The organism is Streptomyces sp. NPDC048416, assembly GCF_043200435.1.
GTDB lineage: Bacteria > Actinomycetota > Actinomycetes > Streptomycetales > Streptomycetaceae > Streptomyces.
This window is the reverse complement of the sequence record NZ_JBICXU010000028.1, coordinates 1-16004: the sequence shown is the minus strand read 5'-3', so window position 1 is coordinate 16004 and position 16004 is coordinate 1. Positions and strand designations below refer to the sequence as shown.

The window sequence follows — 16004 nt, the reverse complement described above, 5'->3', positions numbered from 1 at the left end:
GCCCCCGGGCGACCGGGGCCGCGCGTCCCAGGCGGGATCCGCCGGGCAGGCCCTAGCATCGCACCCGTGTCGTACGACAGCGAGTCATCGAATCCGGACAGCCGGTCGCGCCGCGGGCGCCGCCGGGCCCTCCTCGCCCTCGCCGCGCTCGCGCCGACCGCCCTGGCGGGCTGGCTCGTCTGGCAGGCGCTGGGCGGGCCCGGCGGGCAGGACGACAAGCCTGCCCAGGTGCTGCCCCTGCCCAGCCGGACCGAGCAGTCCGCGCGCCCCGGGGCCGGCACCGCGACCATCACGGTGACCGGCACCCCGCGCTCCGGCTCCGCCACTGCGTCGGCCCCGCCCCAGGGCGGACCGGGCGCCGGGCCGCTCGCCGGAAAGACCGTCGTGATCGACCCGGGTCACAATCCGAATAATTTCCGGCATACGCAAGAGATCAATGAGCCGGTGGACATCGGAACGAACAAGAAGGAATGCGACACCACCGGCACCGAGACCAACGACGGTTATACGGAAGCCGAGTTCACCCTGGATGTGTCGCACCGGATCAGGGCAATCCTCGAAAAGCAGGGCGCGAAGGTCGTCTTCACGCAGAACGGCGACCGGACATTCGGCCCGTGTGTGGACGAGCGGGCCCGGATCGGCAATGAGGCGAAGGCCGATGCCGTCGTCTCGGTGCACGCGGACGGCGCGGCCCAGGGCCAGCGCGGCTTCCATGTCATCCTGCCCGCGAAGGTGAAGGGCGGCGCCGCCGACACCGCGCCGATCGTGGGGCCTTCGCGTGAACTCGGTGTGCGGATCGCGGGGAAGTTCGTCCTGGACACGGGCATGAACGCCTCCAACTACGTGGGCGACGGCACCGCCCTCGACGTCCGGAGCGACCTCGGCGGGCTCAACCTGTCGACCGTTCCGAAGGTGTTCATCGAGTGCGGGAACATGCGCGATTCCCGGGATTCGGCGCTTCTGAAGAGTGCGGACTGGCACCAGAAGGCAGCCCAGGGCATCGCCGACGGCATTACGGCGTTCCTGGGCGGGTAGGCTCCCGACCCGCCGCACGGCGCACAGATCCAGACGATAGATTCTTCCCCTACAGGGGGAACCACCTAGAGCTTCACGCCGTGTGCACGTACACCGGCGGCAGCGATGACCGCCCCGACGAGACGACACAAAAGAGGACTTTTACGTGAACATCCGCTCCCTCACACGAGGCGACGGCGTGGTGATCGGTGCAGCGGTGTTGCTGTTCATCGCCTCGTTCCTGAATCTCTCGTCCGCTCCCGGCTGCACCGGGCCGTACTGCCCGCGCATCGACGAGCCGAACGCCTGGGACTCGCTCTCGCTCCTGATGAGCATGTTCCTGGCCGGCATCATCGGTGCCGTGCTGGTCGTCGTCGGCCGTTCGCTGCCGCAGCCGAAGAAGGTGGCGGGCCTGGACCTCACGCAGTTCGGGGTCGCGTTCACCGTCTTCGCCGCGTGGACCGCGTTCTGGACGATCATCGACGCCCATGACTCCGGCGCCGGCATGATCCTCGGCCTCATCGCCGCGCTGGTGCTGGCCGCGGGCGCTGTGGCCTCGCCGCTCGTCGGCGCGCTCAAGGCGCCGCTGATGGGCACCCCGAGCCCGGCCGCCGCCCCGCAGGCCGCCTACGGCTACCCCGGTGCGGCCCAGCCCGCCGGTGGTTACGGCTACCCCGGCGCCGCGCAGCAGCCCTACGGCGCCCAGCCCGGCGACCCGAGCCTCGGCGGCCAGCCGCAGGCCCAGGCCCAGCCCTTCGGCGCGCAGGCCCCGGCCCCGGACCTGAACAAGGACAGCCAGGCGCAGCCCGCCGCTGCCGCCGCCCCGGCCGGCGACTTCGCCCCGTTCTGGTTCGCGGTCCCCGTCGCCCGCCCGCTGTACGCGGAGGACGGCTCGCCGACCCCGATCGCCGAACTCGCCCCGGGTACCTGGTACCTGGCCGTCGACCAGCGCGGTCCCGGCCTGGTCGCCCAGACGCAGGACGGCCGCCGCGGCGTCCTCCAGGACACCACGGGCATCCAGCGCGGCTGATCCGCCCGCGCACGGCACCTCACCACGGCCCCTCGCCCCTTCCGGGCGGGGGGCCGTTGCCCTACAGTCCCCTGACGGACCGTCAGGTCACCGAGGGAGGGGACGGCACATGCGTCTGGGGCTCGCACTGGGCTACTGGGGCCGCGGCCCCAACCCCGCCCACCTCGAACTGGCCCGCGCGGCCGAGGAGTTCGGCTACCACTCGGTGTGGACGGCGGAGGCATGGGGCTCGGACGCCTTCACCCCACTGACCTGGATCGCCGCGCACACCTCCCGCATCCGGCTGGGCACCGCGGTCGCACAGATGGCGGCGCGCACCCCGACCGCCACCGCCATGCACGCCCTCACCCTGGACCACCTCTCGGGCGGCCGGATGATGCTGGGGCTCGGGCTCTCGGGGCCGCAGGTCGTCGAGGGCTGGTACGGGCGCCCCTTCCCGTCGAGCCCGCTCACCGCGACCCGCGAGTACGTCGACGTCATCCGCCAGGTGCTGCGCCGTGAGGGCCCGGTCGAGCTGGACGGCCGCTTCCACGCGCATCCGTACCGCGGCGCGGACGGCACGGGCCTCGGCAAGCCGCTCAAGGCGATCACCCACCCGCTGCGCCCGGACATTCCCGTACTCCTGGGCGCGGAGGGCCCCAAGAACATCGCCCAGACCACCCGCATCGCGGACGGCTGGCTCCCGCTGTACTGGTCGCCGACCCGTACGGACGCGTACGCGGCCTCCCTGACGGGGCTGCGCGACGGATTCCTGGTCGCGCCCATGGTGCGGGCCCACGTGTGCGACGACATCGCCGAAGGCCTGCTCCCGGTGAAGGCGATGCTGGGGTTCTACATCGGCGGCATGGGGCACGCCGCCCGCAACTTCCACGCCGACCTGATGGCGCGCATGGGGTACGGCGACGCGGCCCGCCGCATTCAGGAGCTGTTCCTCGCGGGCCGGCGCGACGAGGCCGTACGGGCCGTGCCGGACGCCTTCGCCGACGAGATCTCCCTGGTCGGGCCGCGCCAACGCATCGCCGAGCGGCTGGAGTTGTGGCGTGCGGGCCCGGTGACGGACCTCCTTGTCACGTCACCGGACCCGACGACCCTGCGCACGCTCGCGGATCTCACCGGGTAGGGCTCGACACCCGCGGCGCGCCGCCCGGAGCCTCAGCCGCCGCTGAGCTGCCCGGCCGAGGGCACCTTGTCCGTGACCGGCGCGCCCGCGTCCTTGCCCGCGCCCTTGACCTTGTTGATCACGTTCTCGAACATGCCGACGTCCGCGTCGCTCGCGTCGCCCTTGCGCAGCTTGCTGCCCAGGTTCTTGAGCGAGTCGATGCCGGAGGTGAGCGGGGCCACCGCCTTGGAGAGCAGGGGGTCACCCTTGGCGTTCTCGGTCGCGGCCTTCAGGCGGTTGTACGTGAACGCGCCGGCCAGACCGGCCTTGACCAGGGCGAACGTGCGGCCCTTCGCGCCCTTCTTGAACTTGCCCGCCTTGAACGGCTTCACGATCCACTGGTAGGCGGCGCCGGCGGCGAGCCCGGCATTGGCGACGAAGCGCGTCTTGGCGAGCTTTTGGTGCTCGGCCGACGCGGTCGGCGACGCGCTGCTGTCCGCCGCGGTCAGGGCGGCGCCGCTGTCAGCCTCGGTCAGGGCGGCGCTCTGGGTGGCTTTGGTCTCACCCGAGCAGGCGGTCGTCGACACCAGGACGGCGCACGAGAGGACGACCGCCACGACTATGCGGCGGATGGGGAACGTACTGGGCACGATGACCTCCGGGGGATGTTCCTGCCTCCCCGGCAGCCTCACCCGCACCGTCGCACTGCGCCACCCGGGCGACTCCGTACGGGGCGCGTCGCGTGCGGCGGACGGGCTCCGGACGTCCGGGCGCGGCAGGACGCCGGGGCTCGGCCGCAGGCAGGACGGCGCGAGGCCCCTGGGCAGGCGGACTCAGCCGCAGCAGGACGGCGCGAGGCCCCTGGGCAGGCGGTCCCCGCCGAACACCGCGCCCGTCGCCTCGTCCCCGCCGAGCGCGGCCACCGCGAGCAGCAGGGAGCCCGCCGTCCACGTCGTCAGCTCCTCCGGCCACACCGCGCGGTCGCCCTCGAAGACGTAACCCGTCCAGTACATGCCGGATGCCTCGTCGCGCAGGTGCTGGATGGACTGGAGGACGTCCAGGGCGCGGTCGGACTCCCCCATCGCCCAGAGCGCGAGGGCCAGTTCGCAGCTCTCGCCGCCGGTGACCCACGGGTTGGGCAGCACGCAGCGCACGCCGAGGCCGGGCACCACGAACGCGTCCCACCTCGACTCGATGCGGGCCTTGGCGTCGGCGCCGGTCAGCGCGCCGCCGAGGACGGGGTAGTACCAGTCCATGGAGTAGCGCGACTTGTCGAGGAAGCGCTCGGGGTGGTTCTGGATGGCGTGGGCCAGCGCGCCGGTGGCCAACTCCCAGTCGGGCTGCGGCTCTTCGAGCTGATCGGCGATGGCGAGCGCGCAGCGCAGCGCATGGTGCACGGACGAACTGCCGGTGAGCAGCGCGTCGTTGACGGCGGTGCCGTCCTCCTCGCGCTTCCATCCGATCTGCCCGCCGCTCTGCTGGAGGGCGAGGACCCATTCGACGGCCGCGAGGACGACGGGCCACATGCGGTCGAGGAAGGCGTCGTCGCCGGTGGCGAGGTAGTGGTGCCAGACACCGACGGCGATGTAGGCGACGAAGTTGGACTCCCGGCCGTGGTCGGTGACCTTGTCGTGCTCGCCGTCGTGGTAGGCGGCGTACCAGGAACCGTCCGCGTTCTGGTGCCGGGCCAGCCACGCGTAGGCCCGTGCGGCGGCGGCGTGTTCGCCCGCCGCGTCCAGGGCCATCGCCGCCTCGGTGTGGTCCCACGGGTCGAGGTGGTGGCCGCGGAACCAGGGGATGGCGCCGTCGGCGCGCTGCGCCGCGAGCAGCGCCGCGACCGTCTGCCCGGCCTGCCCGGCGGTGAGCACCCCGGGCAGGACGAGGTGTTCGGTGCGCTCCGGAGAGGTCACTTGGCGGCGCTCTCTTCCGCGACGGCGGGAAGGTGCGGCTTGGTGGCGTACGCGACGAAGCTCTTGCCGACGACCGGGTTGAGCGCCCGCTCGGCGAGCCGGGTGAGCGTGCTGATGCCGGGCGTCTTCATGATGTCCCACACCAGGAGCTGGTGGTACGCCTTCACCGGCAGCGCCTTGTCGTTGTCGACGCCGAAGGCGCACTTCAGCCACCAGTACGGCGCGTGCAGCGCGTGCGCGTGGTGGGAGCCGTACGGCTTGAGGCCGGCCTGCTTCATCTTGCCGATCAGCTCGGTGGCCCGGTAGATGCGGATGTGGCCGCCCTCGACCTCGTGGTAGGCGTCCGAGAGCGCCCAGCACACCTTCTCGGGCCCGTAGCGCGGCACGGTCACCGCGATGCGGCCGCCGGGCCGCAGGACGCGGACCATCTCGGCGAGCACGCCCTTGTCGTCGGGGATGTGCTCCATGACCTCGGAGATGATCACGACGTCGAAGGATGCGTCGGGGAAGGGCAGGTTGAGGGCGTCGCCCTCCATCGCGGTGGCGGTGGCGCCCTCGGGTGCCTCGCCGGCCTCCTTCATCGCGGCGAACCACTTCGCGACCTCGCGGATCTCCTCGCCGTTCTGGTCGAGGGCCACGACCTGGGCGCCGCGCCGGTAGCACTCGAAGGCGTGCCGGCCCGCGCCGCAGCCCAGGTCGAGCACGCGGTCGCCCGGTGCGAGCGGGAAGCGGGAGAAGTCGACGGTCAGCACGGATGCCTGCTTTCGCGGACGGGGGGATGGGTTCGGCCGGGGGTGGGGGGACGCCGGGTCACCGGGTGCCCCCGGGGGCCGGGGTGCGGCCGGGCGCGTGGCGGCCCGTGCGGGCGGGCGCGGGGCGCCCGGGGTGACCGCTGGGGATCACCTGGCTGCCTTCCGGGCCGACGGGCGGCCCTGGGCGGCGATCGCGGAGCGGTACAGGTCGGCGGTGCCGATGGCGGCCCGGCGCCAGGTGAAGCGTTCCAGGACCCGTTCGCGTCCGGCCGCGCCGAGGCGGCGGCGCAGGGCCGGGTCGCCGAGCAGCCGGGTGAGCCCGGCGGCCAGCGCGCCCGCGTCGCCGGTCGGCACCGCGAGGCACGTCTCGCCGTCGGCGCCCGCGACCTCGGGGATGGCGCCGCCGGTCGTGGCGAGCAGCGGGGTGCCGGTGGCCATCGCTTCGGCGGCGGGCAGCGAGAAGCCCTCGTACAGCGAGGGTACGCAGCTGACCTGCGCGGAGCGTACGAGGTCGACGAGTTCGGCGTCGGTGATGCCCTTGACGAACTCGACGGCGTGGCCCAGCCCGTACTTCTCGATGGCCTGGGCGACGGGGCCGTCCTCGGCGCGCCGGCCGACGACGACGAGGTGGGCGTCGGGGTGTTCGGCGCGGACCTTGGCCAGGGCCTCGACGAGGAAGACCAGGCCCTTGAGCGGTACGTCCGCGCTGGAGGTGGTCACGATCCGGCCGGGCACCTCGGCGACGGCGGGATCGGGCGACCACAGGGTGGTGTCGGCCCCGATGTGCACGACCTCGATGCGGTCCTCGCGCACCCCGAGGTGGTCGACGATCTCGCCCTTGGAGGTGCCGGAGACGGTGAGCACCGAGGGCAGCCGGCGGGCGACCCGCTTCTGCATGCGGGTGAAGCCGTACCAGCGGCGGACCGAGGCGCGGCGCTTCCAGTCGGGTGCCGCGTCCAGTTCGAGCGCGCGGTCGACGGTGATGGGGTGGTGGATCGTGGTGACCAGGGGCGCGCCGATGTCGCCGAGCAGCCCGTACCCGAGGGTCTGGTTGTCGTGGACGACGTCGAACTCGCCACGGCGGGCGGCCAGATGGCGCCGGGCGCGCAGCGAGAAGGTCAGCGGCTCGGGGAAGCCGCCGGTGCGCATGGTGGCGACTTCCAGGTGGTCGATCCAGTCGCGGTACTCGTCCCGTGCGGGCGTACGGAAGGGGTCGGGCGAGCGGTAGAGGTCCATGCTGGCGAGCTCGGTGAGGGGGACGCCCTCGTCGAGCACGGGGTAGGGCTGGGCGCCGATGACCTCGACGTGGTGCCCGAGCCGGGCCAGTTCGCGCGAGAGGTGGCGGACGTAGACGCCCTGGCCGCCGCAGAACGGGTTCCCCTTGTACGTGAGGAGCGCGATGCGCAGCGGGCGCTCGCCCGCGCGGTCGGCGTCCCCGGTGCGGGGGCTTGCCTCTATGGCCTCAGCGGTCACTCGGGGCCCCCTTCATCACTGCGTTTCGCCGGAGCGTAACCGCTCGCGCTAATCTAGAACAAGTTCCAGACTTGTTCCTTCTTGAGCATGCTTTGATCACTCAAGGAGCATCGAATCTACCGGCAGGTAGTGCGACTGTAAGGGCCGGATCAGGTGATTCGCGCCACGGCGGGGCCCCTGCCATGCTGGGCCGCCGACGACCGTGGCGGAGAACCGGACAAACGGAACGGTACACATGACAGCGGAAGCCAAGGCGGCCACCACGGCCTCGCCTCCCCTGACGGAACGCCAGGAGGCGCGCCGCCGTCGCATCCTGCACGCGAGCGCCCAGCTGGCCAGCAGGGGCGGCTTCGACGCGGTCCAGATGCGTGAGGTGGCCGAGGCCGCGGGGGTCGCGCTCGGCACCCTGTACCGCTACTTCCCTTCCAAGATCCATCTCCTGGTCGCCACGATGCAGGACCAGCTCCAGCACATGCACAGCACGCTGCGCAAGCACCCGCCGTCCGGCGAGGCCTCGGCGGAGCGGGTGGCCGAAACCCTCATGCGGGCCTTCCGCGCGCTCCAGCGTGAGCCGCATCTGGCGGATGCGATGGTGCGGGCCCTGACCTTCGCGGACCGCTCGGTCAGCCCCGAGGTGGACACGGTCTCGCGGCAGACCACCGCGATCATTCTGGACGCGATGGGGCTCGACCGTCCGACGCCGGAGCAGCTTTCGGCCGTCCGGGTCATCGAGCACACCTGGCACTCGGCCCTGATCACCTGGCTCTCGGGCCGTGCGTCCATCGCCCAGGTCAAGATCGACATCGAGACGGTCTGCAAACTGATCGACCTGACGACCCCGCCGCACCCCAACACCCCCTGAGCCCCCCAGGGGCGCGAGGAACTGCGCGACCAGCCACGCACGGCCCGCGGCCCAACGCTCCGAGAACACCCGCGGCCCGGTGGGGGCCGAGCGCGCAGTTCCCCGCGCCCCTACAGGGCGTGCCCACCCCCAAAACGCCACCCAGCACTCAAACCCCCAGGGGCGCGGGGCCCCTTGCAACGCCACCCAGCACCCAGCCCCCCAGGGGCGCGGGGAACTGCGCGACCAGCCCCGCACGGCCCGCGGCCCAACGCTCCGAGAACACCCGCAGCCCGGCGGGGGCCGAGCGCGCAGTCCCCCGCGCCCCTACAGGGCGTGCCCACCCCCAAAACGCCACCCAGCACCCAACCCCCCAGGAACGCTGGCCCCCTTGCAACGCCACCCAGCACCCAGCCCCCCAGGGGCGCGAGGAACTGCGCGACCAGCCACGCACGGCCCGCGGCCCAACGCTCCGAGAACACCCCCGGCCCGGCGGGGGCCGAGCGCGCAGTTCCCCGCGCCCCTACAAGGGCAAGCCACCCCCAAAACGCCGCCCACACCCGGGGCACTGCGCGAGCAACCCCGCACGGCCCGCGGCCGACAGGCGGGGTGCCCAGGGGCACGGGGCCCTTGTAGCGCCGCCCATCCGCACCCCGCCCGGGACGGGGGGACGCGCCCCCCGGTGGGCGGGCGGGGTCGGGGCGGAGCCCAGGTGGGGAGGGGGGCCGGGGCCGGGGGCGCCCCCGCGGCATGCGCCCTCGCGGCGCGTACCGCGCCCCGCGTGCGCTGGTGCGCGCCCCCAGTGCCCCCCACCGATCTGTTCGCCCGGTCCATGTCAGGGGTAACCGCCGCCCAGAATCGTTGCGTGCCCACTGAAGGCGCCGGTGGCGATGGGACCAAAAGGAGCTGGAAACGTGATCCGGGTACTTCTCGTGCACGACGCGTGTCTTCTGCGATCGGCGCTGGCCGACCGCCTCACACGCGAGCCCGACCTGGAGGTCCACCACGCGGCGTGGCGCGGCGCCCCCGCGCTGGCGCGATTACTGAGCCCGGACGTCTGCGCGGCCGACCTGGACTGTTCGGAGTCCTACGGAATCGCACCGCTCGGCGAACTGACCGGCTGTCGCCCCGGCACCGGCAAGAGCCGGCTCCTGGTGCTGGCCGACGCCCACCGTCCGGGACCGCTGAAACGGGCCGCCGACGCCCAGGCCCGCGGCTATGTCGACAAGGGAGGCACACCCGAGCAGCTGGTGTTCGCGATAAGACAGGTGGCCGAAGGGAAACGCTTCGTCGACGACTCCCTCGGCTTCAGCTTTCTCAGGGCGGCCGAAATGCCGCTCACACGACGCGAGTTGAGTGTTCTATCCCTCGCCGCGGAGGGCGCCTCGGTCTCCGACATCGCGCTCCGGCTCCACCTGTCCAACGGCACCGTACGCAACTACATGGCGGCCATCACCCGCAAGACGGGGGCGCGCAACCGCGTCGACGCGATCAGGATCTCCCAGGGGGAGGGATGGGTGTGAGGGGGACGGGTGCGCGGGGCCGGCCCCTGTGAGGTCGCGGTAGAACGCGGAGCGGCCCAACAGCTCTTCGTGGGTGCCGAGTTCGGCGCGGGCCCCGTCCATCAGGAGTACGCGGTCCGCCCGCCGGGCCGACCCGGTGCGGTGGGCGACGATCACGAGGGTGCGCCCGGTGAACGCCCGCTCCGCGCGCGCCTCGGCGGCCGGATCCAGATGACAGGTCGCCTCGTCGAGCAGGACGAGCGGGGCGGGGGCCGCGTGGGCCCGGGCGAGCGCGATCAGCTGGCGCTCGGCGTCGGAGAGCCCCGCGGGGTCGAGCACGGCGTCGAGCCCGCCGAGCCGGGCCAGCAACGGTCCGGCGCCGACCGCGTCAGCCGAGGCCGCGAGCCGCTGGTCATCGGGTGGCCGGGGGCTGAAGTAGCCGATGTTCTCGCGCAGGGTGGCGGTGAAGACGTACGCCTCCTGCGGCACCAGCACCCGCTCGCAGCCCGTGGCCACCGTTCCGGCGTCCGGCCGCAGCACCCCGGCGATCAGGGCGAGCAGCGTCGACTTGCCGATGCCGCTCGGCCCGGCCACGGCCAGCCGCTCACCGGCCGGCACGGCCAGGTCGAGCCGGTCGATGACGGGGGCGGCCCCCGGCCCGTACGCGAAGACGACCTCGCTCAGCCGCACCGGCCACGCCCCGTCCGGATGCGGCAACTTCGCCGGGCGGTCCGCCTGCCCGGCGGTGAGCCTGCGCAGGACGACGGTCAGCCGGGCGCCCGACGCGCCGAGGCCGTGCACCAGCGCCTGGAGGGCGGGCAGCAGCGACTGGGTCAGGTAGGCGAGCGCGCCGGCCAGGCCGCCCGCGGTGACCCCGTGCCGCAGCAGCCAGGGCGCGGCGACCAGGAGCAGGACCAGGGGGAGCTGTCCGCCGATGCCCACGGCGAAGGTCCGCGCCACCCCCCAGTACGCCAGCGAGCGCGCCGCGCGGTACTCGTCGTCGATGCGGGCCCCGGCGCTCGCGGCGGCCCGCTCCTGGGCGCCCGATGCGGTGATGTCCCTCAACCCATGGGCGGTCAGGCCGAGTTCGGCGGCCAGGCGTTCGTCGGCGGCCAGAAATCGTTCCTGGCGGCGGGCCAGCGGCCCGAGTGTCACGGCGAAGACCACGAGCCCCACGGCCAGCGGGCCCCCGACCACGGCGAGCAGCACGGGCGCGAGGGCGAAGAGACCGAAGAGCGCTCCGGCGGCGGTGAACACGAAGGTGCGGGCGACCAGGACGAGCCCGGACAGGGTGTCGCGGGCCAGTTCGACCTGCTGGGTGAGGCGGGACAGGGCCGCGTCGTCGGCCTCGCGCAGCCCGCGCGTCACCACCGCCCGGACGAGTTCGTCCCGTACGGGCTCCACGAACGCGGCGACCGCGCCGTACACGCGGCGGGTGCCCACGGCGCCGACGAGCACCGCTGCGGCGGCCGCCGCGAGCCATCCGGTGCCGGTGGCGGCGCGGCCCGCGAGGAAGCCGTCGTCCAGGGCGCGGGCCAGGGCGAAGCCGAGGAGGAAGGTCTGGGCGGATTCGAGCAGCGACCATCCGGCAAGGCGCAGCAGCACCCGCTTGCGCCGCCCGAGCAGGCTCATCAGCACGACGCGTCGGCCTCCTCGAACACGGCCCGGTAGTCGGCGAGCCGGGTCAGTTCGCGGTGCGGCGCGACGGCGCGCGGGCGGCCGTCCTCCAGCCACACCACGAGATCGGCCCGGGCCGCCGTGGAGGCGCGCAGGGCGATGATCAGGTGTGTGCCGCCGCCGTGCAGCAGGGCCTTGGACACCTTGAGCTCGGTCGCCGAGTCGAGGCTCGATGTGGCGTCGTCCAGGATCAGCAGCCGTCCTTGATGGGCGAACGCCCGTGCCAGGCCGAGGCGTTGGTGCTCACCGCCGGAGAGCGGGGCGTCGGCGCAGGGCGTGTCGTACCCGGCGGGCATCCTGCGGATGAAGTCGTCGGCGCAGGCCGTGCGGGCCGCGGCCCGCACCGCCGCGGCCCCGGGGTCGTCGGCTCCGTAGGCGATGGTGGCGCCCACCGTGCCGCCGAGCAGGGCGGGCCTGGCGAAGGCGTAGCCGACGGCGCGGCGCAGTTCCGCCCGGGCGAGCCGGGGCAGCGGCACGCCGTCCAGGGCCACCGTCCCCGACTCGGGGTCGGCGAGACGGCCCGCGACGGCGGCGAGCGCCGACTTGCCGCTGCCGGAACGTCCGACGACGGCGACGACGGATCCGCCCGGAATGGTCAGGTCGACCCCGCGCAGCGGACCGTGGACCACGTCGCGCAGTATCAACTCGCCGGTGCCGGGCGGCAGTTGTGCGCTCCCGTACGTGGTGCGGGGGGCGCCGAGTACGTCCTGGAGGCGGGCCAGCGCGGTGCGGCCGCGGGTCAGGGTGTTGGCCATGCCGACCAGCGCGCCGGTGCCGGTGGCGAGCGCCGCGTAGCGCCAGGCGGCGAGGAGGCCGCCGACGCTCACATCGCCGTGCGCGACGCGCAGTCCGGCGACCGCGAGGACCGCGAGTTGGAGCAGCGGCAGGAGCACCGCGGCCTGGGCGGTGGAGCGGCCGAGGACCTCCCACATGCGGTGGCCCTGCCGGGAGAGTTCGGGCAGGGGGGCGAGGACGCGCTCCGTGTCGCGCTCGGGGTGCCCGGCGGCGGCGATCGTGCGGGCGCCGCGCACCGCTTCGAGCAGCCGGCCCGCGATCTCGCCCTGGGTGCGCAGGTAGCCGGCGCTGCTGGCGCCGGAGCCCCGTACGAACACCTTGAGGAGCAGGGCGAACAGGGGCATTCCGGCGAGCACGACGAGCGCGGTCGGCCAGTCCGTGAGGGCGAGTGCGACGAGGCCGCCGACCGGAGTGAGGATGGCCGCGAGGGCGCCGGCGAGGGAGACGGGTACGGTCGCGCCCTGCGCCGCGTTGCCGGCGATGCGGGCCACCAACTCGCCTTCCGAGCACACCTGTTGCGTACCGGCGTCCAGGACGTGGCCAAGGACGCGGCGCCGGAGCCAGGCGGCGCTGCGGGCGGTGGCGGTGGCGGTGACGGCCGATTCGAGGGCGCCGACGAGCACCGCCAGTACGGTGAGGGCGACGCAGAGGGCGATCCAGGGCCCGGCCTGTGTCTGCCGTCCGCCAAGGACCAGGTCGAGGGCGCGGCCGAGCGCCGCGGGCAGCGCGAGCCCGGCGCCGGCCGAGGCGCAGCTCAGGAGCAGGATCAGGGTGCCGGGGCCGGCGCTCTGCCGGACGGTCTCACGCAACAGCAAGGCGGCCTCCCGCGTGCGGCGGCCCCGGCCGGCGAGCGGTGCCGGGCGGGGCCGCGTCAATCACAGCTTCAGCGGATCAAGCAGTGATCACAGGCAGAGCGTCAGGCTGGCGACGCTGTCGCAGAGCAGCAGGCTGAGCGCGCTGCCGCCGCCGTGGCCGCCGTGGCCGCCGTCGCCCTCGTCGATGTCGAGCTCAACGTCGAGGTTCTGCAGGTCGAGAAGGGACATTGCATTCTCCTTTGTCGGCGATGTGCGGTGCCGTCCGTGGGGACGGGGTTGGTTCAGCCCCGGGTGGGGCCGTTCGTGGGGCCGCCCGGTGGGGCGGCGGGGGCGGGCGCCAGGAAGGGCAGGGCGACGGGCCGGTCGGCGAGGGCCGCGCCGAGCGCCAGGAGGCAGCCCGCGGTGCCGGTCGCGAGGTCCATCGAGAGCCGCATCATCTGGTCGCCGGGGAAGGCGAGGTGGCCTTGGTAGGGCAGCGCGAACCAAGCGAGGTAACGGATCTGCTCGTCGGTCCAGGCGCGCGGCGCCCCGGTCCTCGCCAGGTGGAGCACCATCCCGGCGCGCCCGTTGAACAGGCCGGGCTGCGCGTAGTACCGGGAGCGGGCGGCGGGCAGGATCTGCTCCCGCGCCGCGCGGAACGTTTCGTCGGGGCGGTGGGCGAGGAAGTCGTCGAGGACGGCGGCGATGCCGACGCTCCCCCCGCCGAGGTAGGGCAGGGTCCGGGTGGTGTCGTTGACGACCAGGGTGCCGGACGGGTTGGTGACGCAGCGGTCGAGATCGCGGCGCAGTTCCTCGGCGGCCCGGTCGAGCAGGGTGGGATCGCCCGTGGACTCGTACAGGCGCAGCAGGAAGAGTGCGGGTCCCGCGGCGCCGTGCAGCAGGCCCGCGCGGCGGCCCGTGACGGCGCGCCCGCGCAGCAACTCGGCCGCCTCCCAGGCCTGTTCCTTGTAGCCGAGGTGGTCCAGTACGAGGCCGAGTCCGGCGAGACCGCCGTGCAGTTCGGGCGCGAGGCGCTGCCAGTTCTCGGCGAGGACGGCCGCGATGAGCTCGTGGGCCCGTTCGCTGTGCCCGAGCCGGTCCAGGACGAAGGCGACTCCGGCGAGCCCGTCGTACAGGCCGAGCGGGGTGCCCGACGGCGGCGGCGCGGTGTGCGCGAGCAGCCACTCCTCGCCCTCGCGATGGCGTGCGGCGCCGGTCTCGGCGAGCGCGTACAGCACTCCGGCGGCGCCGTGGGCGAGGCCGAGGCCGCCGCCCTCGGTGAACTGGGCGATGTCGCCCGGGAAGAGCCGGTCGTCACGCTCGGGGGTCGCGGAGGCGAGGATGGCGCGCACCATGGAGTCGCGGCTCGCGGGCCAGTCGCCCGGCTCGACGAGCGCGCGCCGGCCGGCGCCGGGCGCGCTCTCCCCCTCGATCACCCCGACCGCCTCTTCGAGGTAGCCGGCGGGCAGGTCGGGGAACTGGGAGGCCGCGATCTCGGCGAGGTGGGCGGCCTTGGTCCGGTCGATCACCAGCAGGCTCGTCATCGGTACGAACAGCGCGATGCGCAGGCAGGCCAGCGCGTAGCGGTCCACGTCGAAGCCCTTGCGGTCGAGCGGCGCGATGAAGCCGGGGTGCGCCATGGACTGGCCGCGGTGGTCGTCGACGGGCAGCGCGGCCTCGAAGTCGAGGAGCCGTACGCCCTGTTCGTCGGGGTCGACCATGATGTTGAACAGGTGCAGGTCGTTGAAGACGATGCCGCGGCTGTGCACGGCGGCCACCGCGTCCTCGGTCGACGCGACGATGCGCAGGGCCCACCGGGTGTATGCGGCCACCGCCTCGGGGTCCGGTTCGACGCCGATCAGCGGGTGGCGGTGGGCGAAGAAGGAGTTGAGGGAGCGCCCTTCGAGGAAGTCCATGACGAGGAAGCGGTGCTCGCCGAGGGTGAACCAGTCGCGCACGGCGGGTGCGACGCCGGTCCCGGCGACCCGTTCCAGGGCGGCTCTTTCCCGTTCGAGGCGGGTCACGGCGTCGGCGCCGTCCGCGGCGAGCCCGGCGTGGGGCCTGGCCTCCTTGAGGACGACCTTCTCGCCGGTGCGGGTGTCGGTCCCGGCGTAGACGCCGCCCCCGTTGGAGAAGTGCAGGGCGCGCTCGATGCGGTAGGGCAGATCGCCGGTGCCGGTCGCGTTGCGGGCGGCGAGGTGGGGCGCGAGGAAGCCGGGCAGGGCGACCCAGTCCGGCAGGTGGAAGACGGGGTCGCGGCGGTCGGGCACGAGCGTCCCGTCGGCGTTCTCGATCGCGGTGACCAGGGTGCCGTTCTCGTCGACGCAGTGGCGCTTGGTGAAGCCGCCGTAGCGGACGTAGAGCGGGCCCTGGCCCCAGCGCAGATCGCTGAGGATGTACGGGCCCGGCTCACCGGCGAGCAGGGCGCCCAACTCCTCCAGTATGGAGCGGAACTGGTCCTCGTCGGCCGGGTAGATCGTGGCGAACTTCCCGCTGGAGCCGCGGCCTGCGTACTTGGAGTTGCGCAGATGCAGGGGCCGGCGTCCGGGCACGAACTTGAACGGGACGGTCCGCGGGACGCAGTAGTCCCACACCAGCTCCGCGATCTTCTCGGCGTTGTCCAGACAGGCGGAGACGTGGATCTTCCAGCCCTGCTGCGGAAGGGCTCTGCGCCCCGGTATGTCCTCCGGGCTGAAGTGCAGCCAGTCACCGGCGAGTTGGGAGGTCCATCCGTCGGGTGCGGTGCGCTGCGCGGTCTCGAAGAGCGGCACACGGGCACCGGTGCGCGAGGAGGCCAAGCGGTCCGGGGTCTCGTAGAAATTCCTGTCCGCCAGACAGAAGACCTCGTACCGCTTGTCCATCGTGCCTCCCCCTCGATGTCATCACATCGAGTTGGCTGCTCCCCCTCGACGGCGTGGCCACGACTTTTCCACGGCGCCGAAGGGGCGGAACAGTCACGCCTGTCATCAGGTCACCATGCGCTACGCATGGATCAACCTGTGTTCGCAGGGATCGAACAGAAGGGCTAGGGGGTGTCTGGTGGATCAGGGTCGGTCAGGGTGCGGCGCCTGGTGCGGTGCATCGCAAGGCGCCGGAACGTCGTGATAGCGGAGCTAT

General features: G+C 73.3%; 12 protein-coding genes and 1 pseudogene. 5 read left to right on the top strand and 8 right to left on the bottom strand.

The genetic code is table 11. The features are described 5' to 3' along the window. The first annotated feature begins 66 nt into the window (after window positions 1–66). From ACGFW5_RS27675 to ACGFW5_RS27665, 3 genes are all read left to right on the top strand, one after another. A complete protein-coding gene (locus tag ACGFW5_RS27675; RefSeq protein ID WP_393837012.1) occupies window positions 67–1035 on the top strand; it encodes an N-acetylmuramoyl-L-alanine amidase in 969 nt (322 codons plus the stop codon). Window positions 1036–1180: 145 nt separating this feature from the next. Beyond that, window positions 1181–2044, top strand: coding sequence for a hypothetical protein (locus tag ACGFW5_RS27670; RefSeq protein WP_393837011.1), 864 nt, complete (start codon window positions 1181–1183; stop codon window positions 2042–2044). Window positions 2045–2153: 109 nt separating this feature from the next. Then, entirely contained in the window at window positions 2154–3164 is a 1011-nt protein-coding gene (locus tag ACGFW5_RS27665; RefSeq protein WP_393837010.1) for an LLM class F420-dependent oxidoreductase, read from the top strand. 32 nt (window positions 3165–3196) lie between these two features. On the opposite strand, the gene ACGFW5_RS27660 is transcribed toward ACGFW5_RS27665, so the two are convergent. The 4 genes from ACGFW5_RS27660 to ACGFW5_RS27645 all read right to left on the bottom strand — a co-directional run bounded on the left by ACGFW5_RS27660 (window position 3197) and on the right by ACGFW5_RS27645 (window position 7278). Continuing rightward, window positions 3197–3793, bottom strand: a complete 597-nt coding sequence (locus ACGFW5_RS27660) for a hypothetical protein (RefSeq protein ID WP_393837009.1) — start codon at window positions 3791–3793, stop codon at window positions 3197–3199. Window positions 3794–3976: 183 nt separating this feature from the next. Beyond that, window positions 3977–5053, bottom strand: coding sequence for a prenyltransferase (locus ACGFW5_RS27655; RefSeq protein WP_393837008.1), 1077 nt, complete (start codon window positions 5051–5053; stop codon window positions 3977–3979). Beyond that, window positions 5050–5805, bottom strand: a complete 756-nt coding sequence (locus tag ACGFW5_RS27650) for a methyltransferase domain-containing protein (protein WP_393837007.1) — start codon at window positions 5803–5805, stop codon at window positions 5050–5052. Before ACGFW5_RS27650 ends, ACGFW5_RS27655 begins: the two co-directional genes overlap by 4 nt. A gap of 147 nt (window positions 5806–5952) precedes the next feature. Continuing rightward, the gene (locus tag ACGFW5_RS27645; RefSeq protein WP_393837006.1) at window positions 5953–7278 is read right to left on the bottom strand and encodes a glycosyltransferase family 4 protein; all 1326 of its coding nucleotides are present in this window, start codon (window positions 7276–7278) and stop codon (window positions 5953–5955) included. A 235-nt stretch (window positions 7279–7513) separates the two neighbouring features. On the opposite strand from ACGFW5_RS27645, the gene ACGFW5_RS27640 reads away from it, so the two are divergent. Further along, window positions 7514–8140, top strand: coding sequence for a TetR family transcriptional regulator (locus ACGFW5_RS27640; protein ID WP_393837005.1), 627 nt, complete (start codon window positions 7514–7516; stop codon window positions 8138–8140). Window positions 8141–9009: 869 nt separating this feature from the next. After that, window positions 9010–9558: pseudogene (locus ACGFW5_RS27635) on the top strand (LuxR C-terminal-related transcriptional regulator); the annotation flags it as partial. Here the strand turns inward: ACGFW5_RS27635 and ACGFW5_RS27630 are convergent. The 4 genes from ACGFW5_RS27630 to lanKC form a co-directional block, all read right to left on the bottom strand. Further along, the gene (locus ACGFW5_RS27630; RefSeq protein ID WP_393837082.1) at window positions 9481–11253 is read right to left on the bottom strand and encodes an ATP-binding cassette domain-containing protein; all 1773 of its coding nucleotides are present in this window, start codon (window positions 11251–11253) and stop codon (window positions 9481–9483) included. The pseudogene ACGFW5_RS27635 and the gene ACGFW5_RS27630 sit on opposite strands and share 78 nt — an antisense overlap. Next, complete coding sequence (locus ACGFW5_RS27625; protein ID WP_393837004.1) at window positions 11253–12908, bottom strand: ABC transporter ATP-binding protein; 1656 nt, start codon at window positions 12906–12908, stop codon at window positions 11253–11255. The genes ACGFW5_RS27630 and ACGFW5_RS27625 overlap by 1 nt, the downstream gene beginning before the upstream one ends. A gap of 87 nt (window positions 12909–12995) precedes the next feature. Then, window positions 12996–13136, bottom strand: a complete 141-nt coding sequence (locus ACGFW5_RS27620) for a SapB/AmfS family lanthipeptide (RefSeq protein ID WP_393837003.1) — start codon at window positions 13134–13136, stop codon at window positions 12996–12998. 53 nt (window positions 13137–13189) lie between these two features. Next, window positions 13190–15748, bottom strand: coding sequence for a class III lanthionine synthetase LanKC (lanKC, locus tag ACGFW5_RS27615; protein ID WP_393837002.1), 2559 nt, complete (start codon window positions 15746–15748; stop codon window positions 13190–13192). Window positions 15749–16004 lie beyond the last annotated feature (256 nt).

Bases quoted from the DNA above. Each gene is read 5' to 3' on its own strand.
- ACGFW5_RS27665 (WP_393837010.1), top strand. From the start codon at position 2,154: ATGCGTCTGGGGCTCGCACTGGGCTACTGGGGCCGCGGCCCCAACCCC.
- ACGFW5_RS27640 (WP_393837005.1), top strand. From the start codon at position 7,514: ATGACAGCGGAAGCCAAGGCGGCCACCACGGCCTCGCCTCCCCTGACG.
- ACGFW5_RS27630 (WP_393837082.1), bottom strand. From the start codon at position 11,253: ATGAGCCTGCTCGGGCGGCGCAAGCGGGTGCTGCTGCGCCTTGCCGGA.
- ACGFW5_RS27620 (WP_393837003.1), bottom strand. From the start codon at position 13,136: ATGTCCCTTCTCGACCTGCAGAACCTCGACGTTGAGCTCGACATCGAC.
- lanKC (WP_393837002.1), bottom strand. From the start codon at position 15,748: ATGGACAAGCGGTACGAGGTCTTCTGTCTGGCGGACAGGAATTTCTAC.